The organism is Acinetobacter seifertii (genome assembly GCF_000368065.1).
Taxonomy (GTDB): domain Bacteria; phylum Pseudomonadota; class Gammaproteobacteria; order Pseudomonadales; family Moraxellaceae; genus Acinetobacter; species Acinetobacter seifertii.
The window spans coordinates 102,557-128,397 of sequence record NZ_KB851200.1 but is presented as its reverse complement, the minus strand read 5'-3'; the positions used below and the strand labels follow the sequence as shown (position 1 = coordinate 128,397).

23 protein-coding genes and 2 pseudogenes are annotated in these 25,841 nt (G+C 37.9%); 10 read left to right on the top strand and 15 right to left on the bottom strand.

Annotated elements, in window-relative coordinates:
* Positions 1–167: 167 nt before the first annotated feature.
* Positions 168–1,325 carry a glycerate kinase gene (locus tag F985_RS07920; RefSeq protein ID WP_004699777.1) on the top strand — a complete coding sequence of 386 codons (1,158 nt, stop codon included), beginning with the start codon at positions 168–170 and terminating at the stop codon, positions 1,323–1,325.
* On the opposite strand, the gene F985_RS07915 is transcribed toward F985_RS07920, so the two are convergent.
* Complete coding sequence (locus F985_RS07915) at positions 1,322–1,888, bottom strand: TetR/AcrR family transcriptional regulator (protein ID WP_004699775.1); 567 nt, start codon at positions 1,886–1,888, stop codon at positions 1,322–1,324. The genes F985_RS07920 and F985_RS07915 overlap by 4 nt on opposite strands.
* A 122-nt stretch (positions 1,889–2,010) precedes the next feature.
* Between F985_RS07915 and F985_RS07910 the strand changes: the two genes are divergently transcribed.
* Together F985_RS07910 and F985_RS07905 are read left to right on the top strand one after the other, a co-directional pair.
* On the top strand, positions 2,011–2,793 hold the full coding sequence (locus tag F985_RS07910; RefSeq protein ID WP_004699773.1) for an SDR family NAD(P)-dependent oxidoreductase: 783 nt from the start codon (positions 2,011–2,013) through the stop codon (positions 2,791–2,793).
* 37 nt (positions 2,794–2,830) lie between these two features.
* The gene (locus F985_RS07905) at positions 2,831–3,436 is read left to right on the top strand and encodes a nitroreductase family protein (protein ID WP_004699772.1); all 606 of its coding nucleotides are present in this window, start codon (positions 2,831–2,833) and stop codon (positions 3,434–3,436) included.
* 72 nt (positions 3,437–3,508) lie between these two features.
* On the opposite strand, the gene adeE is transcribed toward F985_RS07905, so the two are convergent.
* Positions 3,509–6,589 (bottom strand): multidrug efflux RND transporter permease subunit AdeE, encoded by a 3,081-nt coding sequence (gene adeE / locus F985_RS07900; RefSeq protein WP_031944426.1) that lies wholly within the window; start codon positions 6,587–6,589, stop codon positions 3,509–3,511.
* Between the two features lie 153 nt (positions 6,590–6,742).
* Here adeE and F985_RS07895 point away from each other — a divergent pair, with 153 nt between their 5' ends.
* Together F985_RS07895 and F985_RS07890 are read left to right on the top strand one after the other, a co-directional pair.
* Positions 6,743–7,159, top strand: coding sequence for a MerR family transcriptional regulator (locus F985_RS07895; protein ID WP_004699768.1), 417 nt, complete (start codon positions 6,743–6,745; stop codon positions 7,157–7,159).
* A 48-nt stretch (positions 7,160–7,207) separates the two neighbouring features.
* On the top strand, positions 7,208–8,017 hold the full coding sequence (locus tag F985_RS07890; RefSeq protein ID WP_004699767.1) for a PhzF family phenazine biosynthesis protein: 810 nt from the start codon (positions 7,208–7,210) through the stop codon (positions 8,015–8,017).
* A gap of 25 nt (positions 8,018–8,042) precedes the next feature.
* Here the strand turns inward: F985_RS07890 and F985_RS07885 are convergent, their stop codons facing one another.
* The gene (locus F985_RS07885; protein ID WP_004699765.1) at positions 8,043–8,981 is read right to left on the bottom strand and encodes a bifunctional helix-turn-helix transcriptional regulator/GNAT family N-acetyltransferase; all 939 of its coding nucleotides are present in this window, start codon (positions 8,979–8,981) and stop codon (positions 8,043–8,045) included.
* Positions 8,982–9,447: 466 nt separating this feature from the next.
* On the opposite strand from F985_RS07885, the gene F985_RS07880 reads away from it, so the two are divergent.
* The 3 genes from F985_RS07880 to F985_RS07870 all read left to right on the top strand — a co-directional run bounded on the left by F985_RS07880 (position 9,448) and on the right by F985_RS07870 (position 11,471).
* The gene (locus tag F985_RS07880; protein WP_001054060.1) at positions 9,448–9,705 is read left to right on the top strand and encodes a YjhX family toxin; all 258 of its coding nucleotides are present in this window, start codon (positions 9,448–9,450) and stop codon (positions 9,703–9,705) included.
* Between the two features lie 33 nt (positions 9,706–9,738).
* Positions 9,739–10,245: a GNAT family N-acetyltransferase gene (locus F985_RS07875; RefSeq protein ID WP_004699762.1), complete on the top strand. Its 507-nt coding sequence runs from the start codon at positions 9,739–9,741 to the stop codon at positions 10,243–10,245.
* A gap of 404 nt (positions 10,246–10,649) precedes the next feature.
* Positions 10,650–11,471: an ROK family protein gene (locus F985_RS07870; RefSeq protein ID WP_004699760.1), complete on the top strand. Its 822-nt coding sequence runs from the start codon at positions 10,650–10,652 to the stop codon at positions 11,469–11,471.
* A gap of 1,126 nt (positions 11,472–12,597) precedes the next feature.
* Here the strand turns inward: F985_RS07870 and F985_RS26075 are convergent.
* From F985_RS26075 to posA, 3 genes and pseudogenes are all read right to left on the bottom strand, one after another.
* A complete protein-coding gene (locus tag F985_RS26075) occupies positions 12,598–12,861 on the bottom strand; it encodes a hypothetical protein (RefSeq protein ID WP_004699755.1) in 264 nt (87 codons plus the stop codon).
* A gap of 78 nt (positions 12,862–12,939) precedes the next feature.
* Positions 12,940–13,230, bottom strand: a complete 291-nt coding sequence (locus F985_RS26305; protein ID WP_004699752.1) for a hypothetical protein — start codon at positions 13,228–13,230, stop codon at positions 12,940–12,942.
* Positions 13,224–15,155 (bottom strand): annotated as a pseudogene (posA, locus tag F985_RS07860) (delta-poly-L-ornithine synthetase PosA); the annotation flags it as partial. The gene F985_RS26305 and the pseudogene posA, both read right to left, overlap by 7 nt.
* Before the next feature lie 655 nt (positions 15,156–15,810).
* On the opposite strand from posA, the pseudogene F985_RS07855 reads away from it, so the two are divergent.
* Together F985_RS07855 and F985_RS07850 are read left to right on the top strand one after the other, a co-directional pair.
* Positions 15,811–16,284 (top strand): annotated as a pseudogene (locus F985_RS07855) (SgcJ/EcaC family oxidoreductase).
* Positions 16,285–16,525: 241 nt separating this feature from the next.
* Positions 16,526–17,797: a tyrosine-type recombinase/integrase gene (locus F985_RS07850; protein WP_004699746.1), complete on the top strand. Its 1,272-nt coding sequence runs from the start codon at positions 16,526–16,528 to the stop codon at positions 17,795–17,797.
* 21 nt (positions 17,798–17,818) lie between these two features.
* Here F985_RS07850 and F985_RS26300 read toward each other — a convergent pair whose 3' ends face one another.
* From F985_RS26300 to F985_RS07810, 9 genes are all read right to left on the bottom strand, one after another.
* Positions 17,819–17,977, bottom strand: coding sequence for a hypothetical protein (locus F985_RS26300; RefSeq protein WP_324097330.1), 159 nt, complete (start codon positions 17,975–17,977; stop codon positions 17,819–17,821).
* A gap of 157 nt (positions 17,978–18,134) precedes the next feature.
* Complete coding sequence (gene trxB, locus F985_RS07845) at positions 18,135–19,085, bottom strand: thioredoxin-disulfide reductase (RefSeq protein WP_004699744.1); 951 nt, start codon at positions 19,083–19,085, stop codon at positions 18,135–18,137.
* Positions 19,086–19,103: 18 nt separating this feature from the next.
* Complete coding sequence (arsH, locus tag F985_RS07840) at positions 19,104–19,808, bottom strand: arsenical resistance protein ArsH (RefSeq protein ID WP_004699742.1); 705 nt, start codon at positions 19,806–19,808, stop codon at positions 19,104–19,106.
* A gap of 5 nt (positions 19,809–19,813) precedes the next feature.
* Complete coding sequence (arsB, locus tag F985_RS07835; RefSeq protein WP_004699740.1) at positions 19,814–20,854, bottom strand: ACR3 family arsenite efflux transporter; 1,041 nt, start codon at positions 20,852–20,854, stop codon at positions 19,814–19,816.
* A gap of 7 nt (positions 20,855–20,861) precedes the next feature.
* Positions 20,862–21,335, bottom strand: coding sequence for an arsenate reductase ArsC (locus F985_RS07830; RefSeq protein ID WP_004699737.1), 474 nt, complete (start codon positions 21,333–21,335; stop codon positions 20,862–20,864).
* A gap of 6 nt (positions 21,336–21,341) precedes the next feature.
* Complete coding sequence (locus F985_RS07825; protein ID WP_004699734.1) at positions 21,342–21,662, bottom strand: metalloregulator ArsR/SmtB family transcription factor; 321 nt, start codon at positions 21,660–21,662, stop codon at positions 21,342–21,344.
* Between the two features lie 59 nt (positions 21,663–21,721).
* Positions 21,722–22,156, bottom strand: coding sequence for an arsenate reductase (glutaredoxin) (gene arsC, locus F985_RS07820; protein ID WP_004699732.1), 435 nt, complete (start codon positions 22,154–22,156; stop codon positions 21,722–21,724).
* A 146-nt stretch (positions 22,157–22,302) separates the two neighbouring features.
* Positions 22,303–22,665 carry a copper-binding protein gene (locus F985_RS07815; protein ID WP_004699729.1) on the bottom strand — a complete coding sequence of 121 codons (363 nt, stop codon included), beginning with the start codon at positions 22,663–22,665 and terminating at the stop codon, positions 22,303–22,305.
* A gap of 33 nt (positions 22,666–22,698) precedes the next feature.
* On the bottom strand, positions 22,699–25,833 hold the full coding sequence (locus F985_RS07810) for an efflux RND transporter permease subunit (RefSeq protein ID WP_004699728.1): 3,135 nt from the start codon (positions 25,831–25,833) through the stop codon (positions 22,699–22,701).
* Positions 25,834–25,841 lie beyond the last annotated feature (8 nt).

Sequence of the window (25,841 nt, the reverse complement as noted above, 5' to 3'; positions counted from 1 at the left end):
AATGTTTAAAAAATAATAACTGTGGTTTTTACAGATCAAAACATTATTAGCCTTTACCCTTAACAGAGTGAAAGTGTTTTTAAATTGACACTTACATGTGTTTATCTATGGTTTTTTGGCATTAAGCAGTATAAAACAATGAGAAATCTATTCGTATTAGAGTATTTATGAAGGTTGTGATTGCCCCTGACTCATTTAAAGACAGCTTATCTGCTTTAAAGGTAGCTCAGGCCATTGCCAAAGGATGGCAAGCAGTTTTTCCTCATACGGAAACTGTTTTATGCCCAATGGCAGATGGCGGTGAAGGAACCATTGAAGCTGTTTTAGAAGTCTGCAAAGGTGAATGGCGTGAAAAAACTGTGGTTGGCCCCTTAGGTCAGCCTGTTCAAGCCAAATGGGGATGGTTAGAAAAACAAAAAATCGCCATCATTGAAATGGCTCAAGCAAGCGGCATACAATTAGTCCCACCGTCTGAGCGAGACGCTTGCCACAGCACGACGTTTGGAACAGGCCAGCTCATTTTGGATGCTTTAGACGCAGGTGCAAAAGACATTATTCTAACCGTAGGCGGTAGTGCAACTAATGATGGTGGCTCAGGCTTACTCAGTGCCTTGGGCGCTGTTTTGCTCGATACCAATCAAAAGGTTTTACCCGCAGGTGGCCTCGCTCTAAGCAACCTATCACACATTGATTTAACACATTTCGACTCACGCATTGAACATACACGTTTTTTACTGGCTGCCGATGTAACCAATCCGCTTTGCGGTCCAAATGGCGCATCTCATATTTTTGGTCCACAAAAAGGTGCTTCTCCGACTCAAGTAACGTTACTCGATGCAGCGCTTGCGCATTTTGCCGATGTGTCAGCGGAGCTTTTAGGTTTTGACAAACGAGATGAAGCAGGCTCAGGTGCTGCAGGTGGTTTGGGCTTTGCTGCCAAAAGTTATTTAAATGCGTCGTTTAAAGCTGGTGTTAAAGTCGTGGCTGAACTGAATGAACTTGAGCATAAAATTGCTGATGCAGATTGGGTGATTACGGGTGAAGGTAAATTTGACCAGCAAACTTTAAGTGGTAAAACAGTTTTTGGGGTGAGCCAAATAGCAAAGGCGCACAATGTACCTGTGATTGTGATTGCTGGGACATTAGGCGAAGGCTACCAAGCGCTTTATAAACATGGCGTTACGGCTGCTTTTTCAGTCGCCAATGGTCCCATTACATTAGAACAAGCCTGTGAACATGCAGCAGAACTCATTTATGAAAGAACCGTCGATATTGCAAAATTAATCCAGTTTAGCCAAACCAGTTTCAAAGATAAAAAAGTTTAATCGGCTAACTTTAAAAGGCTCTCTTTACAGCTTTCTAAGATTTCATCGCTAAGGTTTGATTGGTCTGGGCATGCGCGAGACAACGCAATTGCCCCTACAGACTGAGCAAGAATATTAATAGCTTGCTTTCTCAACTCTGGCGTTTCCAAAGAAACTTGTTTGGCTCGTTCATTCATTATGAACCGAATAAGTTGCTCAATGCCCTCTTCAAATTCTACTTTTACCTCGTCTGGCTGTCGTGCAGCATCACAAGATAGCGCCGTTAGCGTGCAGCCCAAATCTCGATTATCTCGATGAGTACGAGACACATAAAGCTGAATAAATTGAGTTAAGTTTAAACCTTCTATTCTTTTCAAAACCTGCTCAAGTCCATGTTTAACAGTAATTGAGACAAGGTCTGTTTTCGAACTGAAATGTTTATAAAAACCGCCGTGGGTAAAACCTGCGCTAGACATTAACTCGGCAATGCCGACCCCATCGTAGCCTTTGATACGAAATAGTTGAGTCGCCTTTTCTACAATTTTATCTCGGTTTTCTTTTACCTGAGTTTTACTGACTTTCATGCTGGCGCACCCACTTTTATTCACCCTACTGGTCATAATTATACATTGATTATGATTGACATCAAAAATTAGTTATTTTAGATTATGATCATCATCTAAAAATTAAAGCGTGGAGACATCACATGTCAGCTCAATCAAAAGTACTTATTACAGGAGCTTCGTCAGGGATTGGTTCTGTCTATGCAGACCGATTTGCTCAACGTGGCCATAACTTAATTCTGGTGGCACGAGACACCAACCGCTTAGATAAAATCTCGAAGGACCTTCAAGAAAAATACGGTGTACAGGTCGAGTTCATTCAAGCCGATCTATCAAAAGATCAGGACATTAGTAAAATTGAAGATGTACTCAAAAACGATGCTGATATTGAAATTTTGGTAAATAACGCTGGGATTGCACTAAACGGAAACTTTTTAACTCAAGATCGTAATGAGATTGAAAAACTTCTGACTTTAAATATGACTGCGGTGGTGCGGTTGTCTCGTGCAATTTCTCAAAAACTCGTAAATAAAGGTAAAGGTGCCATTATTAATTTAGGCTCTGTGCTTGGCTTAGCGCCTGAATTTGGTTCTACCATTTATGGTGCAAGTAAATCCTTCATCCAATTTTTTAGCCAAGGCTTATATTTAGAATTAAAAGATCATGGCGTGCATGTTCAAGCCGTATTGCCTTCTGCTACTAAAACCGAAATTTGGGAACGTTCAGGCATCGACTTAAGCCAAGTTCCACCATTAATGGATGTCAATGATTTGGTCGATGCCGCTCTGATTGGCTTTGACCGTAAAGAAACAATCACAATTCCTGTGCTGAAAGACGAAAATCAATGGAATAATTTTGAAAAATCACGTATCACTTTACTACCAAACTTTTCTTCGGCTGATGTAGCCCAACGTTATAAAAACTAACGAGTACCGCTACCCAACTCTTAAGTAGGAAAATCTTATGAATGTTATTGATGCCATCCGTAACCGCCGCGCAGTTAAACGCTTCGACCCTGCTTTTCAACTTTCTGAAGATAACAAAAAGCAGTTATTACAAGAAGTTTTAGCAAATGCGCCAAGCGCTTTTAACTTACAACATTGGCGTCCAGTCATCATTAAAGATACTGAGTTAAGACAAAAAATTCGCACCATTGCTTGGGATCAACCACAAGTTACAGAATCATCATTACTGATTGTGTTGTGTGCAAAAGTAAATACATGGGAAGTTGATGCTAAGCGTGTATGGGATGGAGCTTCTCCGGAAGTTCAAAATATTATGACTGGCGCAATTGACCAATATTACCGTGACCGTCCACAAACCCAACGTGACGAAGTTATGCGTAGTGCTGGTATTTTTGCTCAAACCTTAATGCTGCTTGCTCAAGAGCATGATTTAGACAGTTGCCCTATGGATGGTTTTGACTTTGATGCAATGGCAAAGCTGATTAACTTACCTGAAGATCACGTGGTGTGTTTAATGATTGCAGTTGGTAAGTCAGCATCTCAGCCTTATCCACGTGTGGGCAAACTTCCTTACGACGATGTCATTATTCAAAATACATTCTAAGTTTTAGACAGATTTTAGGCCCTCATGTATAGCATGAGGGCCTAATTATTAATGACATTCTGTTTTGTAAAATCATTTGGCTTTTTTTGTATTTAACTTATTAGTTAAACGACGAACTAAAAGAAAAAATAAAGGCACAAAGAAAATAGAAAGTAGAGTTCCCGAAATCATCCCACCAGTTACGGCGATACCAATTTCTTTTCGGCTAACAGCCCCTGCTCCTGTAGATACAGCCAATGGAAGAACACCTGCAACAAAAGCCAGAGATGTCATAATAATTGGCCGTAATCGCTGACCCGCGCCTTCAATAATGGCATCCATTAATGCCTGACCAGCCTCTAACTTGGCTGCCGCAAACTCAACAATCAAAATAGCATTTTTGGCAGAAAGCCCAATGGTGGTGAGCATAGCGACCTGAAAGTAAATATCATTCACAAAACCTGCCAGACTTGCAGCAACTACAGCGCCAATAAGACCTAAAGGAATAACTAGCATGACAGAGACAGGAATAGACCAACTTTCATAAAGTGCTGCCAAACATAAAAAGATAAAGATGATTGAGGCTAAATATAACCAGATCGTTTGGCCACCTGCTAGTTTCTCTTGATATGACAATCCGCTCCACTGAAGATTAAAACCTTGTTGCTGGTCAACTAACTGCTGCATCTTATCCATAGCCCCACCAGAACTCTCACCAGCTGCCGCAGAACCTTGTATTTGAAGGGCTGAAAGACCGTTAAAGCGTTGCAGCATTTGAGGGCCCATCTGCCATTTCACAGAAGAGAAACTAGAAAATGGCGTCATCTCACCAGTAGCACCGCGAACATACCATTGCCCAATATCTTGGGGTAAGGAACGATAGATTGCCTCTCCTTGCATATAAACTCGTTTAACACGTCCCTGATCTATGAAATCGTTAATATAAGATCCGCCCCATGCAGAGGATAAAGTACTACTAATATCAGCTTGAGCCAAACCAAGTGCACTCGCTTTTCTTTGATCGATATCGACTTGTAATTGAGCCTTATCATCTAACCCATTTAGGCGCACCCCTGCTAATCCAGAATCAGCATTTGCTTCTTTTAGAATATTATCTTTTGCTGCGAGTAAAGCATCTCGTCCTTTATTTTCAGCATCTTGCACCCAAAGCTCAAACCCACTTGATTGCCCAAGTCCTCTTACAGCAGCGGGTGAAAGTACCTGAACTTGGGCTTGACGCAATGACTTAAAATATGCATTTGCACGGTCAATGATAGCCTGTGCTGTATTTTCACTACCTTCTCGATCATTCCAATTTTTAAGTGAAGCAAATGCCATTCCAACATTCTGACCATTACCTGCATAATTTCTACCCATAACCATCAAAATTACATTGAGATTATCCTTTTCTTTCGTCAAAAAGTAATCCGCGATCTGATTACCGATGCGCTCTGTTTCAGCCAATGTGGTTCCTACTGGAGTAGTATATTGAACCATAACCAAACCTTGATCTTCTTGTGGTAAAAACCCAGTATTCATACGCGTATATTGCCAGCCTAATAAGGCTGTAATAACTAAGAATATGAACATAAATATTTTAGGTTTACCTAAAATTCCAAGTAACTTGGTACGGTAGCTAGATTGCCCTTGTTCGACTTTACGATTGAACCAAGTAAAGAATTTTCTTTGCTTATGTTTATCATTTGCAGGTTTGAGTAAGGTTGCACACAACGCAGGTGATAATGTTAAAGCGACAATCGCAGAAAGCACCATAGCCGACACAAGCGTTACCGAAAATTGGCGATAGATAATGCCGACAGAACCACCAAAAAAAGCCATCGGTAAAAATACGGCAGCAAGTACCATCGCAATACCAACCAGCGCACCCGATATTTCTTTCATCGAAATTAGGGTGGCTTGCCGAGCATCAAGATTTTGCTCATGCATAACCCGCTCAACATTTTCTACAACTACAATCGCGTCATCTACTAGTAAACCAATTGCAAGGACCATCGCAAATAAAGTCAGCGTATTAATGCTATAGCCAAGTACGCTCAACACACCAAATGTTCCCAACAATACGACAGGAACCGCAATAGCCGGAATTAAAGTTGCACGCCAATTCTGCAAGAATAAAAACATTACAATAACTACAAGAACAATAGCTTCAGCTAAGGTTTTAATGACTCCCTTAACAGATTCTTCTACAAATGGCGTACTATCACGTGGGTATGCAACCTTATAACCTGCAGGCATCGTGCCTGTTAAACGCGTGACCTCAGCTTTAACACTTTTAGCTGTTTCTAAAGCATTGGCGCCCGAAGCAAGTTGAATAGACATAGCCGCAGATGGTTTTCCATTTAGACTAGTAAAAGACTGATAATTCTCTGCACCACGCTCGACTCGGGCAACATCTTTAAGTAATACGACCGCACCATTTGTTTGTGTACGCAAAATAATATTTTCAAATTGGCTCACAGTCTGTAGACGAGATAATGCTGTTACTGTTGCATTTAAAGCTTGTCCATCACGCGTGGGTAATGCCCCCAACTCACCCGCTGTAACTTGAGTGTTTTGTGCTTCAATAGCGGCTCTAACATCTGAAGGCATTAATCCATAACTATTTAATTTATGAGGATCAAGCCAGATGCGCATTGCAAATTGAGAACCGTATACAGTGATTTCACCTACTCCATTGACCCGACTTAACGGGTCTTGTAATGTGCTCACCATATAATCGGAGATATCTACAGAGGAGCTTGCCCCACTTTCATCATAAAGTGCAAAGACCAATAAACTATCACCTTGTGACTTTGTCACAGTGATTCCTTGCTGCTGAACCTCTTGAGGTAATCGACTCAGCGCCTGATTCACAGCATTTTGCACCTGCACCTGAGCAGTATCAGGATTAGTATTTTGATCAAAAATAAGACTTATTCGTGCTTGGCCCGCCGAACTACTACTCGATGAAAAATAAAGAAGACCATCAATGCCCTTAATTTGTTGCTCCAAGACTTGGGTCACACTGTCTTCAACAGTTTTGGCGGATGCCCCGGTGTAATTCGCTGTTACATTTACACCCGGTGGTGCAATATCGGGATATTGCTCAATAGGCAAAGCTAAAATAGAAATCGCACTCATTGCCATAATACAAATAGAGAGAACCCTTTTAATGGGCTACTTGTACCTATATTAAATTACTTTGTTATTCAACCTACAAAGTTAAATTTTGATAAAATGAATAGATCCTTCAAAAAACATATTGAAAGTCAGAACTTAAATAATAATACCTGTAAAATATCCTAGTTAAAAAGTAAGGACCACTGAGTGAATATTAGTCAAATTTCAAAAAAATACGGACTATCATTAGATACTTTACGTTTTTATGAAAAATGTGGAGTATTAGTTCCCGAACGATTAACAAATAGCTACAGAAGCTATCAAGAAATACATGAACAAAAAATTAAATTAATTATATGTTTGAAAAATATTGGATTTACTCTAGAAGAGATCAAACAACTCATTGAACTTGGAACAAAACCTCCTTCTGAAGAGTGCAATATTATCTCCAATCAATTGATTGATAAAAAAATAGAGTTGATTAGTCAGCAAATTAAGTTGTTTGAATATGGAAAAGATACTCTTCAAGAGGTAAAAAAATATATTAAAGATAATTCTTTTGTCAAAAATCAGGACAAAATTCAAGATATGATTGAAAACTTGTATAAGCTTTCAAAAAATTAAATATAGAAATACTGATTTTTATCAGAATACCATGAATAGGAAATTATAATGAAAATGTATCAGGTAGATGCTTTTACTGATCAATTATTTGCAGGAAACCCAGCCGCAGTCATAATTACTAAACAATGGTTAGATGTAGAAATAATGCAAAATATTGCCATTGAGAATAATTTATCTGAAACAAGTTTTGCTCGTAAAATTGATGAGCAAGTCTACGAAATTAGATGGTTTTCACCAATAAAAGAAGTTCAATTTTGTGGATATGGAACTTTGGCAACTAGTTTTATAATTTTTCAAGAAAACCCTCAAATCAAATCTATTACATTTCAAGTCAAACAAATGGGTGAATTTTATATTCAGAAGCAAGAAAATGGCTTTATTGCAATGAATTTTCCTGTCCAGATTCCTGAAAAAATTCATAATATTCCACAAGAATTGGAGGAAGCATTGCAGCATAAAGTTGAGGAAGTTTATATCAATCCTCAAGCCTACATTGTTGTTTATGAATCGGCAGAGGCTATTTTACAAGAACAGCCAGATTTTGAAAAAATCAAACAGCTTGGTGGAAGACGAGTGGCAATTACCGCAAAGAATGATTTATTACATCCTGAATATAAAAACATCGATATTATCTCCCGCTATTTCACACCATCAATGGGAATTGATGAAGATCCCGTGACAGGCTCCTTACACACATCACTTATTCCATTATGGAAAGATGAAATTAATAAGAACGATATTATTGCTTATCAGGCATCGAAGCGTGGAGGAATATTGCACTGTAGAATGCTCGAAAATAATAGAATCGAGATTTCAGGACAATGCCGCTTATATATGGAAGCTAAACTTTTTCTATAAAATAACTAAAGTATCAACAAATAATCTATCTGGTAAATTGCTGCTCAAGCATGGTTTTCCCCCATTGGTTTCCTTCCCATTCTTTCGTCAGTTTAAATCCAAACGACTCATAAAGTTTACGAGCTGCATCAAGACCGCTAAATGTCCATAATTGCACAGCAGAGAATCCTTTCTGATCGCAAAAACCTATAGCTTCTGCTAATAATCTTTTTCCAATACCACTACCTTGATATCCATTCTCAAGAATAAACCAACGTAAATGAGCTTCATTATTTCCTAAATCTTGACCATCTATAGCTACAGATCCAATAATCTGATCATTATGTATAGCAAGCCAAATGTTATTATTTTGATCAAGTAGTCGTTCCGAAAACTCAGCAAGCCCAGATGCAACTCTAGCTTCAAAAAAATGTCCAAATCCATAGCTTTTTGCATAATAGGTTCCATGCATTTCGGTGATACGACCAATCATTCCAGCACGGTATCCAGAAACTATTTCAATTTTTTTATTTACCTCAACAATTGGATGAGATCTGCAAGCAACTAAAGCTTCTGCGTAAGATGTAAGACCTTGAGCAATTTGTTTCTGTTGAGTTAGTTTTAAATTTCCTATAGCCTGAATTACCCTCATTTCACCATATTCATTTATTTTTTTAACCGTATTACGTCCTTTGTCAGTGAGTTGAAGCGATTTAGATCTTCCATCATTTATTGCTTGTACTTCTTTGATTTCATCCGCTTCAATTAGTTTACCTAGCATACGACTTACGCTGGATTTTTCTAAACCTAAGATTTGTGCCAACTGGATAGCAGTTATAGCGCCATAATTTTCAATCTCTAACAATGTATGAACTGCGGAAGGTGAATAGTCTGTAGCAGCAAGAGTAGCCTTCATAAATCCAAGTTCCCGAACCATAGTTCGTGAAGATCTACGAATTTCCTCAATTAATTTACTATCGATCATACGAACACCTCCAAATATAGTTGTACAATACAACTATATTTGGAGGTGTTTGTCAATTAATAGTTACGAGTTAATTCAAGTGTCATATCTTACAAATAAAACAAAGCCAAACTATAAGTAGCAGAACAAAAGCAATTAATCGTAGGTATGCATATCGGAAAATCAGGATTTGTATATATTCATTTTATAGAATGAAAAGATAGATATGAGATTTCATATTTAAATGAAGTCCATTAACCTCATAATGAATATAAAAAACATTTGTGATTAAGTGATATATACAGTTAATATATCCTTTGAATAAAAGTATCCCCCTTCTAAAAGAGGTTTATATGTTGGAGATAGTAATCATCTGATAATCACTCTCAATTTTTATTATTGAGTTGATTATCAATGTCGCAATTTTTCTGTGGTCATATTTCTGATCACCTCTATTTGCACGTTTGATTATTATCAAGGCTTCAACATGAATCTTTCAAAGTTCGAACAACGAACTCTCCATGTCCTTGCCAAAGGTGGACATATTAAATACCAACGTGACGCATCAGGCACAGTTTATTTCGTTGAATGCTATACACGAGAAGGTTTTGTGCTATCTGATTGTTCCTTAGATGTATTTAAAAAGCTAAAAGCAAAACGTTTAATCAAGTCTAAAAATAGCCAACCTTATCAAATTACATTGTTAGGGCTTCAGACGGTCCGCCCTCAACTAGACAATCGTTAATATAAGTTGCTATTTATTAAGAGAAAGAAAAATATGAATATTATAATTCGAGATGAACAACCCGAAGATATTAAAAATATCGAAGAGTTAACCAAAGCCGCGTTCTTGAATGAAGAGCATTCTAGCCATACTGAACAATTTATTGTGAACAGCCTTCGGAAACATAAACAACTCACGATCTCTTTGGTTGCTACAGAAGATGGTTTAATTGTAGGTCACGTTGCTATTTCACCAGTTACAATCACGTCGGGTGAAACTGGCTGGTATGGCCTAGGCCCTATTTCTGTATGTCCAAATAAACAAGGAATTGGCATTGGTTCTCTTTTAATGAATGCAGCTCTGCAAAAGTTAAAAGATTTGGGCGGAAAAGGTTGCGTTCTATTAGGTGATCCAAATTATTACAGTCGATTTGGTTTTAAATCTTACCCATATTTAAATTTACCTGATGTACCAAATGAATACTTTCAAGCTATAAGTTTCAGCAATCATATTCCTTTTGGAGAAGTTACTTATCATGATGCTTTTACGGCAACTGAATAAATAAGTTCGCTTACAACACCTAATATAAAGCCTCTATTTATAGAGGCTTTATATTAATTTAAAACATTGAAAGTTATATAATTATTAAATCTATTAAATTCTACAAATAAAATTGAGAGTAGCTCCCTTTTTAGTACAACACGCAAGATACATTTGTTTTAGACTAGATCATGAAAAAGTAAGGATAAATAATCAGGTAGTTACTGGTCAAAGTGGGTTATGAATGGAGCAAGTAAACAGAAAATTAGGGCTATCCGTTATATATAAGATTGAAATATATTGCAAATAATTGATCTCCATTTGGAATCAATTTTAAAATTTATTACACAAATACTGATAATTATAAAATCTTGATCATATAGACACGTTAAAATTTATAAAATAATTTTGAGATAAGGTTTTTGATGAAAACTCAGAAAATTGGTGTAGATCTTGGAGGCACTAAGTTATTGATATTATGTAATGAAATTGAAGAAATATTTAGTACAGGGATTTCATTCACTCCAGAAGAATTAATATCACATCTGCAATCTTTTATTTTAAAACATGGAATTAAACCCGAAAGCATAAGCCTAGCAGTGCCGGGTCTAGTTAACGAATCGGGATACGTTGTTAATTGTGATGTTCTTCCAGCATTCATAGGCTGGCAAGGAAATGACGCATTAAAATTATTATGTAGTAAAACAATGATCTTAAATGATGTAAAAGCTGCTATGTATGCTGAACTCAATGATTTTTCATCTCATGCTGCAAGCGGTATTATTATGATTGGTACAGGTATTGGGGCTGCATTCATAACAAATGGAAAACCCTTAATGGGAGCTAGTGGTTGGGCTGGTGAACTAGGTTACTTACCAGTACAAAGTAATGAAGGAATTAAGCGTCTAGATGAACTTGCCAGTGGAGCTGCAATTAGCAAACTATGCGCACTAAGCCCATCTAATTTAGCATTAATGGCTAACAATGGAGATCAATCTACTTTAACTGTTATAAAAGAGGCAGGCACATCTTTAGGTCTTGGAATAGCAACTGTTATTAATCTTTTAAACCCATCGCAATTAGTAATAGGAGGAGGAACAATAGAATTACCCGGTTATTTAGAGGCCGCTTTAGAAGCTGCTAAAGAAAACTGCCTTCCCGAGCTTTGGCAAAATTGCGATATATCAAAAGTAAAGGCGGGAAAAAAAGTAGCTGCTTTAGGTGCTATACATGCAATTGAACAATAAAATAATATGAGTATTTTTCTGATAAGGAATCAAGAATAGTTCAATATATAATGCTGTTAGATTTGCTTGGAAAGTTAATAAAAATAGAGCTGAAAAAGCTGAAGTTATTCTTGCTGTTGCCCATGGAATCATACGCGGTGCTTATATCAATGCTAATTGGTTAGAAGCCATACCAAAGAATTTTCCAGAACATATATTTCATGATACAGATTCCCATAAATTTGGTTTTGTAGCAGATGAAGCTCCAGAAGATATCAAAAAACTATATATTGGTAAAAAAATTCCAAAAGAATATGAAAGAAAAAAAGGAGATATATCACCTATAAAATACACCTACCAATACTCTATTTAATTTAATATGTATTTAATAAATTTATACGGTGACTCAATTATTATACCTTTCAAATAAAATAAAGCTAAGCTCTATTCCAGAGACCTAGCCTTATGATAAATAACATAGGCTATCTAAGAAAAACTGTTTAATTTGGATGCATACGTGTGCTTTTACAAACTCATACATTAGCTTTAAAATCAGCCATAATTTTTAAAATTAACAATAGTTTAGTCTTCACACTCAACTTTTTTATGCATCAATAAAAAAGCTAAACTTTTATTAACCAAATTACCCGATGGAACCTCTTTTCTAGTATCTATAGTTAAATTTATAGATGTTTTCATAAAGAAGCTCCCAAGTGAAATGCATAGCAGAACCAAGGCTATATAAATAAAACTATTCTTAATTTTTATAAGATATACAATTAGAGAAATAATTAAGAAAACAATTAAAAAATTAATTATAAAATTATTAATAAAAATTGAATAATTATTAATTCCGTTAAATTCTACTAACCAAACTTTAAATAATTTAAAAGATGTATGCGTGCAATACAAATCTACAAATGAAATTGAGAGCAATACTACAACTGAAATGATTAGGCTAAATAAAGCTTTTTTTAACATTAGGTTTCTGCTCTTATTCCAATACCAAAAGTTTGTGTTTCATCTTTATTTTCTGCTGACATAAACTTAAATCCTCCGTCATACCATAAAAACACTGAATCGCTACCATCTACAGCGCAGGCATTTGTACAACCATGTTTAATAAAGATATCAAAAGAAACCTATCCTAAATATCAGCAGTAGGTGTAAATCCTATTCCTCCTCGCCCTGTTCTATTGTCTAACCGTGAAAGCGCAGCATATCTATTATTATTTCTTTGAGTCAAAAAAGGTTTATAGGCAGGCACTGGCTCACCTGTTAACTTCGCATTTGGAAATTCTTTACTATATAAATTACCATCACCATATTTTAACCCTTTGAAAATCAAAGGGCATAAACCACCAATACCCGTATAATAACCCCGATTTTTTGTTAAATCTCCTTGTCCCATAAATTATGTACAATCTAGTTTTTGAGCAATATAAAAAAAGCCCCTGTTCTACAGAGGCTTTTTTAACTCAACACTGAATTATTTATGAACCCAAGGCACAGCCGGTGAACCAATCCAAGCAGATTTAGCCGGAATATTTTCACCTTTCATGACCAATGTTAATGGACCTAACACGGCATGGTTGCTCACGTTGGCGTTATACAAAATAATACTACGTGTATTTACCACAACATCATTACCAATATTCACTTGTCCGATTTTCATAATACGGTCTTCAAACAAGTGAGTTTGTGGGCCTGAGAAGCTATTAAACTCAGCACGGTCACCGATGCTTACACAGTCAAACTCTGTAATATCTGCTGTATCCATATAGACGTCTTTACCGAAATTAAAACCGGAATAGTAATTAGCTGTGCAATACCACATAACCACTTATAAGTCTGGTTACGCGGGTTATCTTGCCCAATTTGGCTATCAAATACAGTAGGCGTTGGTTGCTCTAACATAAGCGCAGCAATGGCCCCAACTCGTCTCGCTTGATATAAGTTTTGAATAGTTAAGTGGCTATATTCTGGATGTTCACGTAAGTTCGAAATTAAAACAGCCGCTAAAAGTGAATGACCACCTAAGTCATCAAAGAAATCTGAATCGAGTTTAATCGGCATGTTTGGGAACAAGCGATTCAAAATACCAAATAAAATTTCTTCTGCTGGGTTTTGTGGTTGGTCCGATTCACTACGGTCAATCACACTGGTGAGTGGTCGTGCTTTTAAAGCTTTACGGTCAATTTTTCCTGACAATAGACGCGGAACTTCTTCAATAATCTCAAAACGGTTTGGCACCATATAAGGTGGTAAACGTTGGCTTAGATTATGACGGAGTTCTTTAATTTCGATTGCTTTTTTTGCATCAATTTCTGGTGCAATAAACGCAATAAGCTGATCAATACCGTCTTCTGGACGAAGAATAACTGCTGCAGTACCAATACCTTCAATATCGCAAAGCGCAGCTTCGATCTCACCAAGTTCAACACGGAAACCACGGATTTTGACCTGATCGTCCGCACGTCCCAAGCAGTGTACTTGACCAAACTCATCAATTTTAGCCAAATCGCCGGTGCGATAGAGCGATTGTTCATCTGGACCGTCTGCCCACGTGTTTTGAATAAACTTATCAGCGGTTAAGTCAGGGCGACCTAAGTATCCTTCCGCCACACTTGGGCCAAAAATACAGAGCTCACCTGTTTCACCTTGCGGCAGTAATTCTCTTTCAGCGTTAATGACCAACATGCCATAGTTTGGTAAAGGCTTACCAATCGTGACGAGTTTGCCACGCTCTAACGCCTCAAGGCTTGCAGTAACCGTAGTCTCAGTTGGACCATAAGTGTTAAACATTTTGTGATGAGGTAATGCCCAACGGTCAACCAGTGAATCCGGGCACATTTCCCCACCTAAGTTAATAATTCTTAAGTTAGGTACATCTTCTGGGAATAAAGCAAGTAATGTCGGTACAGCATGCAATACTGTAATTTGTTCTTGCTTTAATGTTTGGCATAAACGTTCAGGGTCACTCACAAGCGACTTAGGTGCAATCCACAAGGTTGCCCCAACCAAGTAAGAAAGCCAAATTTCTTCAAACGACATGTCAAAAGCAACAGAAAAGCCTTGATAGACTTTGTCTTGCTCTTGAATACCCAAAACATTATTTTCACTACGTAAAAAGTGACAAATATTTCTTTGGGTAATCACAATCCCTTTCGGCTTACCTGTCGAACCCGATGTATAAATAATATATGCAGGTTGTTCTGGGGTGGTTTTAGCTAAAGGAATATTTTCACTAAGTGGCTTTTGCAGTTCAGTATTGGTCCACTTTGTTTGTGGTACTTCATCTAAATGCGCATGCCATTCATCTGTAGTAATCATCCCTACAGCATCAGCATCTTCAAGACACACCGCGATACGGTCCGCTGGCGTATCCATATCAAAAGGAAGCCAAGCTGCGCCACTTAAACAAATCGCCAATTGAGCTTTTAAAAGCTCGATACCACGAGGCAACCATAAGCCAACAATATGACCAGGTTTTACCCCCCTTATCGTCAAATGCTGAGCCATAATTAAGGCTTGCTGATATAACTCACCATAACTCAACGTTTTATCTGCTTCAATTAAAGCCGTTTTATCAGGAAGAGTTTGTGCAGTATGGACAAAAATATCGGCCAAGACTTCATGCTGCAAAAATTCCGGATGATACTTTCCACGAATAATATTATTCGTGTTTGTTACAAACTGGTTCATTTTTATACTCTCTTTAATTTTCTGATTTGGCTCAAATGAAGTCATGTTTGTTTTTCTGACCCATTAAAGAAATCAAGATATGTCATAAATTAAATAATTGAACTTAAATCAAGATTAAAGTTTTAGTTTTGAAGTCTATTTAATAATATATAAATTCCTATTGTTTAGGCTCATATTTTCTAAAAAAATTAAGCTTTTAGCTGCAATGTTTGAATCTCGCCATCATCATTAGGATGAAAAACGTACAAAACTAGCGAAGTAAAAACCTATAATTCACAAAATTTATATAACTCTAATTTTAATAAAACTAATAAATGCTATCCGGTATACAAATTCTCCATATTTTAAACTTAATTGATTCGTTCTAAACATTAAAAAAGCCTCAAAAAATCGAAGATTCTATTTAAATTTTTAACCGATGTTTGATTATTAACAGTATATTAAAGTCATTATGAGTCATTTCTATTTATCTTATATTTTTATCTGTATTTTTCTAAAAACTTATCCATCGATTAGCTCAAACTTATAGTTGTTTAATACTGATCATCCCTAAAATGTTTTTGCGCTAAAAGTATGGTGTGTTTATAGGAATAAGTACTTGCATGCGCAGCTGTGACTAGCTGTTCCGTTTAAGCATGTCGAAGCCCCTTCATTTATAATATATTCAAAATGGACTTAAAACTTAAATAGTGGGAATGATATGAATCAAAAAATAACAAACCCAGAAGATATTCCTTTAGCACTTCAAATCGCATGGAATAATCATGATATGAAGGCCTTTGCTGCTCTTTTTCATCAAGATGCGACTTTCGTTAATCGTTTCGGTCATTACGTTAAAGGTACTAAGGAAATTATTGCACTTCACCAACCTATTCATGAAACAATCTATAGCGATTCAAAACTAGAGAATGAACTCATAGACATCACTACCCTAAGTGACAATATTTGTATTTCTCATTTTTGGAGTCGCTTAAGTGCAGGTATAGCTCATCCTCAAGGTCCTCATCAAATTGACACTCTCATTCTTACTGTACTTATTAAGGAAAATAATTCTTTGTCCATTCAGGCGCTTGAAAATGTGACTTTGACAAACCCACGAACGGGAGAGACCATACTTAGAGATTTGTGAAATCAAGCAATATAGTTTTTTTAATAATTTATAAGCAAAAAAAAACCCTTGTCATTAACAAGGGCTTTTTAAGAATTTTGGCGGAAGCGGTGTCCGTCTAACACCAATCCTAAGAAGTCCAATCCAATATTATAAATTAATATTTTTCAATTAATTACAATTACACCCATCCAACTCAGTCTTGTCTAATCCGACTATTTCCAGTATTTTATGAGGGGTAATTTGAGGGGTAGACAATAACATGCCAAAGAAAGCTAAAGAGCTATCTGCGCTTAGTGTAGCAAAAATTAAAGAGACTGGTCGATATCACGTAGGTGGTGTTGATGGTCTTTGTTTAAACGTCGAAGGAACTTCCCGTGTCTGGATTTTACGTGCGGTGGTGGGAAAACATCTGGATAAAGATGGAAAATTAAAACCTCATCGACGTGATATTGGTATTGGTCCATACCCTGAAGTTTCTTTAGCTGAAGCTCGTGCTAAAGCCACTGAATTAAAATTACAAATACGAAGTGGTATTGATCCAATTGTCCATCAACAGGAACAGCTTGCAAAGCTTCATGTTCAGCAACTACGGAACAAAACATTCATGGAATGTGCAAAAGTTGTTATTGCCAATAAAACCCGTGAACTCAAAAATGAAAAACATATTGGACAATGGTCATCAACACTAGAAACTTATATTTACCCAACTTTGGGCAATCTTACTATTAGTAACATTACCAAAGCCGATATTGCTGAAGTTTTAAGACCTATTTGGGTTGAGAAAAACGAAACAGCCAAACGTATCCGTGGTCGTATAGAAACCATTTTTGATTATGCCAAAGCAATGGGATATTTTGAGGGTGACAACCCTGCCGAATGGAAAGGCAATCTTGAACCTATATTAGGTAATTTAAAGCAGGAATCACGCCCTCACCCATCCCTGCCCTATGAACAGGTTGCTGAGTTTATCCAACACTTAAGACAGAAAAAAGGAATTTCACCAAAAGCTCTGGAATTTGCAATTTTAACCGCCTGTCGCTCTGGTGAGATTTTTGGGGCGAAATGGCAGGAAATTGATTTTAAGAATAAAGTCTGGATTATTCCTAAAGAACGTATGAAAGCAGAAAAGGAACATCATGTGCCTTTGTCGAAAGAAGCGATAAGTTTGCTTGAATCAATTCAAAATCATACTCTAATTCAAGATTTCATCTTCCCTGCGCCACGGAGTGGTGAGATGCTTTCTGATATGTCTTTGACGACCCTAATCAAACGACTGCATGAGCAAAAGCTTAAAGAAAATGGCTTAGGCTATATTGATCCCAAACAAAACCGAGTCATTACAACGCATGGCTTTCGGTCTACTTTCCGTGATTGGTCGGCAGACAAAACAGATTACCGTAGAGAAGTGTGTGAACATGTTCTCGCACACAAACTTCCAGATAAGGTTGAAGCTTCTTATTTACGTGGAGGCTATTTAGAAAAACGTAAAGGCTTAATGGCTGATTGGGCAACATATATCATGCACAAATAGCCTGAAGCCATGTGGTACAGCTCAAAAAAGTACAATCCCAATTACAAAAACACTTAATATAAAAATAAGAGATAAAGGAATTTTATCTCTTATAAATCTGAATTTTAATTGCTCATCCATCCAACTAATTTGATGTTCCCAAAAGAATTTGTAATGAGCATACCAATTACTAAAAAGGATCTGCTTACTTATCCCACACTCGCTTTAAGTAAGCGAATCCGAAATAGAGAAACGCTGGCGTAACACTATAAGTAGCTAAATAAAAAAACAATATAGAAAATCTAACTCCACCCATGAGAGGTGGAGTTAGCTTGATTTATTTCAGTGAATGTATTGATTATTCTTGATTGTCTAAATACTTTTCAGCATCCAATGCTGCCATACAACCCGAACCAGCCGAGGTAATCGCTTGACGATAAATACTGTCTGCCACATCACCCGCAGCAAATACACCCTCGATAGATGTAGCTGTTGCATTACCCGTAGTTCCACTTTGGACTTGGATATAGCCATCACGTAGGTTCAATTGACTTTCAAACATTCCTGTATTGGGTTTATGTCCAATCGCAACAAACAAGCCTTGCACTTGAACATCTTGGATACTTGCATCTTGAGTGGATTTAATACGTACCGCCGTTACACCTGTGTTGTCACCTAAAACCTCATCAACTTGATGGTTCCAAATAATGCTGATTTTGCCCTCTTTTTCTTTGGCAAAAAGATGGTCTTGCAAAATCTTTTCAGAACGCAGACTGTCACGACGGTGTACCAGTGTCACATGTGCAGCGATATTTGACAGATATAAAGCTTCCTCAACCGCAGTGTTACCACCACCAACCACCATGACATTTTGGTTTTTATAGAAGAAACCATCACAGGTTGCACAGGCACTCACACCCTGCCCCATGAAAGCTGCCTCTGACTCAAGACCTAGATATTGAGCCGTTGCACCTGTTGCAATAATCAGTGCATCACAAGTATATTCACCCATGTCACCTTTGAGTACGAATGGGCGAGTTTTGAGATCCACCTCATTGATGTGATCATAGACCATTTCTGTACCAAAGCGTTCTGCATGCGCCTGCATACGCTCCATGAGTACAGGACCAGTTAAGCCCTCAGCATCGCCAACCCAATTATCAACTTCAGTCGTTGTTGTTAATTGCCCGCCTAATTGTAGTCCAGCAATCAATGTTGGTTTGAGGTTGGCACGAGCTGCATATACGGCTGCACTATAACCCGCAGGTCCCGAACCTAAAATAATTAAACGAGAATGTTGATTTTGCATTTAATTTTCTCCAGCATTCTACAAACTTCGCTGATTAACACGTTTTGATAATTCTTCAGCAGATTCTTTACGCTCAGAATAACGATCAGTTAAATACTGACTTTGCCCCCGTGTCAGCAAGGTGAATTTATACAGCTCTTCCATCACATCCACGATACGGTCGTAATACGATGATGCTTTCATTCGCCCATCTTCTTCAAACTCTAAAAATGCTTTTGGAATTGAAGACTGATTCGGAATCGTGATCATCCGCATCCAACGCCCTAAAATACGCATTTGATTGACACTATTGAAAGATTGCGAACCACCACTGACTTGCATTAGTGCCAGTGTTTTTCCTTGAGTGGCACGAATCGCACCACCTGCCAATGGAATCCAATCTATCTGTGACTTAAAGATCGAACTCATTGAACCGTGACGTTCAGGCGAACACCACACCATGCCCTCTGACCATGCCAAAAGCTCATGTAGTTCTTTTGCTTTTGGGTGTTCCATATCCGCATCTTCTGGCAAAGGTAGCCCTTTCGGATGAAAAATTTTAACCTCAGCACCAAACTGTTCCAAGATTCGACCTGCTTCCATCACGGCTAAACGACTATACGAACGCTCACGGTTAGAACCATATAACAACAAAATACGTGGCGCATGATCTAACGATTTAGCTTGAACTTTTTCCAAAGTTGGCTGTTCAAGTAGCTCCATATCAACATTAGGAAGATTCATTACAATTACACCGATTTAAAATACTTTTTTCTGAGCCATAGAGACACACTCACTAAAGCGATCAATACAGGTACTTCAACTAAAGGACCAATCACGGTGGTAAATGCCACAGGTGAAGCCAAACCAAAGGTTGCAATCGCTACAGCCAAAGCCAACTCAAAGTTATTACCAGCAGCCGTGAAAGAAATTGCTGTGGTTTTAGGATAGTCATTGCCCATCCATTTACTCATAAAGAAGCTGATGAAAAACATCACAATAAAATAAATCGTGAGTGGGATTGCGATACGCAGAACATCCAATGGTAAGCTCACTACATCACCACCTTTTAGGCTAAACATTGCCACGATGGTAAAAAGAAGTGCCAATAAACTGAGTGGGCTGATCTTGGGTAAAAAGACATTTTGATACCAATCTAAGCCTTTGGCTTTGACCAAAACCAAACGAGTCAAGAAACCAAGAAGAAATGGAATCCCCAAGTAAACCAACACCGCATGGGTAATCGTCCAGAAATCAACATTGATCACTTGCCCTGCAATACCGAAATAGGGTGGCAAGAATGTGAGGAACAGCCAAGCATAGGTACTAAAAAACAGAATCTGGAAAATACTATTGAATGCCACCAACGCTGCTACATATTGGTTATCACCACAGGCTAAACCATTCCACACCAAGACCATTGCAATACAGCGAGCCAAACCGATCAGGATCAAGCCTGTCATGTACTCTGGATAGCTATGTAAAAAAATAATTGCTAATGCAAACATTAATACAGGCGCAATCACCCAGTTCTGCACCAAAGACAAAGTTAAGGTTTTCTTGTCTTTAAACACTTGTGGCAAAGTAGCATAGTCCACTTTGGCTAAAGGTGGATACATCATCAGAATCAAACCAATCGCAATTGGAATATTGACGGAATCCACACTCATTTTGTCTAAAGTAACGGAAGCTTGCGGAAAGAACACACCTATCGCAATCCCCAATGCCATGGCGATAAAAATCCATAGAGTGAGGTTACGATCTAGAAAAGATAATCTTTGTTGAGCCATGATGTTCTCATTCAATATGCGAAATTTGATTGATTGCTGCAATCAAATCTGGGCGAGACATATGAGTTGTATCTAGTGCCAATAAAGCGTCTAAGCGGCGGTTGATATGATCAACAGTAACTTGGAATGCTTTTAATTTTTCTTCTTTCGGCAAATCTAAATGTGAAGGATCAGCCAAGCCCCAATGTGCCTTAATCGCTCCACCTAAATAAAGTGGACACGCTTCTTGAGCTGCTGAATCGCAAACAGTAATCACGACGTCAGGTTGATATTGTTCGCAGTCATCAATGGTTTTACTCCACAAACCATCTGTTGAGAGACCAAGATTTTCTAAAGTTTCTATAGTCAATGGATGTACTTGCCCTGATGGCTTACTACCTGCACTGTATGCTTTCCATCCTTCAGGCGCACGACTGTTAAAAAGGACTTCTGAGAGGATGCTACGGCAACTATTTCCAGTACACAAAAAAAGAAATTTCATATTCTATTACTCACAATAGCTATTTATTTGGATATTTTGGGAATCTTTATTTACTATGGTTTGACTGCTTACCAAAAGATTCAGAACGTCATGGCACCACATTGGTAATTGCGGATTAATGCTGTAATACACCCATTGGCTTTGTCTCCTGTCCTGTAAGAGACCAGAAGAACGCAATAACGCTAAATGCCTAGAAATCTTTGGCTGACTCAGTTGCAACTTTTCAGTCAAATCACAAACACATAATTCTTTATTCTCAGCGACTAAAGTCACGATATTTAGTCGAGTTTCATCTGATAAGCATTTAAAAAAATTAACTTGGTCCATTCTTAACTCCCATTCACTTATTTGGATATGCGGATAATCACATACAAAAAGTAAAATTTTTAATTCACTCGTTGACCATTTTCATCAATCACTTTTTCACCATCCTCTTTCGTAAAGGCACCCTTCTGAGGTAATGGTAGAATATCTAAGACAACTTCAGAAGGACGGCTTAAGCGAGTGCCTAATTCAGTAACAACAAATGGTCGATTAATCAATATTGGATGATCAAGCATAAAACTAAGTAACTGCTCATCACTCAAATCACTACGATCAAGGTCTAAATCCCGATAAGGATCTACATTCTGGCGAATGGCCTCTCTTACTGTTAATTTTGCATCCTGAATCAATTTAACTAATTCGTCATGACTAGGTGGTGTAATGAGATATTCAATCACAGTTGGCTCAATCCCTGTATTACGGATCAAAGCCAAAGTGTTGCGAGATGTCCCACAAGCTGGGTTGTGATAAATCGTCACAGTTGATGAAGTTGTCATCGAATTGAGCTCTTTTGATAATTTATAATATCTTTATATTCGAATTACCATATATATGCAATACCATATGTTTTGTTTTTTATTAGAGAATAAGGCTCTTTTGAAAAGAACCTCATTACTATCAAAATTCTATCTACTAAATCATCCTATTTTTTTAACTTAGCAGCTACGACTGTGTATGTTTCTCCCTCAGCCTTTAATTCAAAATCAACTTTTTGCCCTACTGCAAGCCCATTCAATAATGCAGGATCAGCAACTTTAAAGCCCATGGTCATCGCAGGCCATTTAATCGCAGGAATTGCCTCATGATCGAGTGTCAAAATATTTTCTTTCGTATCAATAGCCGTAATCACTCCAACTGCTTGAGTTGTCGTTGCTGTAGATGATTCTTTACTCATCTGCTCCATAGGCGCTTCCGCTTTCTTTTGCTCTGACGCCTCATTTTTACTACATGCACTTAACGCAGTAACAGTGGCAACAAGAGCGACAATTTTAATAAATTTAAACATAATAAAACCTCTTTGAACGAAATAAGAAAACTATCAAGATTTTGATAGTTTTCTTTTGATTAAAAGCTGATATGCAGCGGGAATAACAAACATTGATAAAAGTGGAGCTGAAATCATGCCCCCAACCATAGGTAAAGCAATACGACTCATCAATTCAGAGCCCGTTCCAGTTCCTAAAAGGATAGGAATCAAACCCGCCAGAATGACAGCTACAGTCATCGCTTTAGGGCGAACCCGTAGTACTGCCCCTGTACGAAGGGCATCATTGAGTTGCTGCTCAGTTAAAGATGATAAATTTTGTTGAGCATGTTCTATCGCCTGCTTTAAATAAAACAACATGACCACTCCAAACTCTGCGGCAACACCGGCAAGTGCAATAAAGCCTACTGCAATGGCAATTGAGAAATTATAACCACTGAAATACATTGCCCAAATACCACCAATTAAAGCGAATGGTAGAGTCAGCATAATCAGAGCAGCATCTTGTACTTGTCTAAAAATCAGATACAGCAATAGAAAAATGATCATCAAAGTGATTGGTATTACTACCTTTAGGCGAGCATTTGCTCTTTCCATAAATTCAAATTGACCTGAATAACTAATACTCATACCCGCAGAGCGTTTCACTTGTTGGTCAATAGACTGTTTCAAATCCCGAACAACGGAGGCTAAATCACGTCCTTGTACATCAACATAGACCCAACCACTTGGACGAGCATTCTCACTTTTTAACATCGGAGGACCATCTGTGATTTGAATGTTGGCAACACTACTCAAAACAATTTGCTGACCTGATTCAGTCAGAATTGGTAAATTTCTTAATGCCTCAAGTGAATCTCGAATTTCTCGCGGATAACGTACATTAATAGGATACCTTGCTAACCCTTCAACAGTTTCACCAATATTTTCCCCACCAATTGCTGATGACACAATTTGCTGTACATCGGTGATATTGAGACCATAGCGTGCAGCTTCCATTCGATTAATATCGATATCAACATATCGCCCACCAGTGAGTCGTTCAGCTAAAGCTGAGCTAACACCGGGCACTTTTTTGGCAACCTGTTCAATTTGTTGTGCTACCCGATCAATATCTTGCAAATCATTTGCTGAAATCTTGATCCCGATTGGGCTTTTAACCCCGGTCGCCAACATATCAATTCTGTTACGAATAGGCGGCACCCAGATATTTGTTAAACCCGGTACTTGAACAGCTTTATCCAGTTCTTTTATCAACTTATCTGGTGTCATACCTGAACGCCATTCAGATCGTGGTTTAAACTGAATCGTGGTTTCAAACATTTCTAAAGGTGCAGGATCTGTAGCCGACTCTGCTCGCCCAGCTTTACCAAATACAGTGGCAACCTCTGGAACAGTTTTAATCATTCGATCAGTCTGTTGAAGTAATTCAGAAGCTTTTGCTGCGGACAATCCCGGTAAAGCTGAAGGCATATACAGTAAATCACCTTCATCCATATTAGGCAGGAACTCTCCACCTAATTGCGTTAAAGGAAAAAGACTGATAAGAAAAATGAGTAACGCACCTAATAACGTTGTCTTTGGATAAGCTAAGACTTTATCTAACATAGGACGGTATATTTTGATGAGAAAACGGTTTAATGGATTCCGTTGTTCAGATGGTAACTTCCCGCGAATCCAGTATCCCATCAAAACTGGAATCAATGTAATAGATAGCCCCGCAGCAGCAGCCATGGCATAAGTTTTAGTAAATGCCAATGGAGAGAACAATCGTCCTTCTTGTGCTTGCAAAGTAAAAATGGGAATAAAGGATAAAGTAATGATGAGTAAACAGAAAAATAAAGCAGGCCCAACCTCACTGGCAGAACGTGTAATGATGTCCCAACGCTCTTGTATTTCTAAAACTCGATCAGGATGTTCATGTTGCCAAGCTTCGATATGCTTATGTGCATTTTCGACCATAACCACAGATGCATCAACCATAGCACCAATCGCGATTGCAATCCCACCCAATGACATGATATTGGCATTTAGTCCCTGATAATACATCAATAAAAAGGCTGACAAGATTCCCAAAGGCAAAGAAACAATCGCAACCATTGCTGAACGTAAATGCCAGAGGAATAGCCCACAAACCAAAGCCACTACAATAAACTCTTCAATTAATTTATGGCTGAGATTCTCTACCGCCCGATCAATCAATTGACTGCGGTCATACACAGAAACAACTTGTACACCTTTCGGTAGACTTTGTTGTAATTCAGCAAGTTTTTCTTTTACAGCAGTAATGGTTTCACGTGCATTTTTACCAGCACGTAAAATCACAACACCTCCAACAGTTTCCCCTTGTCCATTGAGTTCAGTAATTCCACGACGCATTTCAGGACCGAGTTGAATCGTTGCAACATCTCCAAGAGTGATTGGAACACCTAAATCGTTTGTACGTAACGGAATCTGCCGAAAATCTTCTAATGTTTTTAAATAACCTGAAGCTCTCACCATATATTCAGTTTCAGCCATTTCTAGGACTGAACCGCCAGTTTCCTGATTTGCCTTTTGAATTGCTTCAATTATGCTTCGCTGAGTTATACCGAATGCTGCCATTTTGGTTGGGTCTAAAACAACTTGATATTGTTTAACCATCCCCCCAATTGTGGCGACCTCAGCCACATTTGGTACTGTCTTCAGTTCATACTTCAAAAACCAATCTTGTATGCTTCGCAGTTGTGAGAGATCATGTTGCCCTGTTGGATCAACCAAAGCATATTCGTAGATCCAACCAACACCTGTAGCATCTGGTCCTAATGAAGATTTTGCATTTGCAGGCATTCTTTCTTGTATTTGATTGAGATATTCCAATACACGAGAACGTGCCCAATAAAGATCAGTATGTTCATCAAAAATGACATAAACAAACGAATCACCAAAAAAAGAATAGCCCCGAACAGCTTTAACACCGGGTACTGATAACATGGTCGTTGTTAAAGGATAAGTCACCTGATTTTCAACAATTTGTGGTGCTTGACCGGGAAAATTAGTTCGCACAATCACTTGTACATCAGACAGATCTGGCAAAGCATCAACCGGAGTATTCTTGACAGCCCAAGTTCCCCAAACGGCAAGAACTACAGCAGCTAATAAGACAAATACTCGATTTGTAATTGAAAAACGAATAATACGGGCGATCATAATGGTTC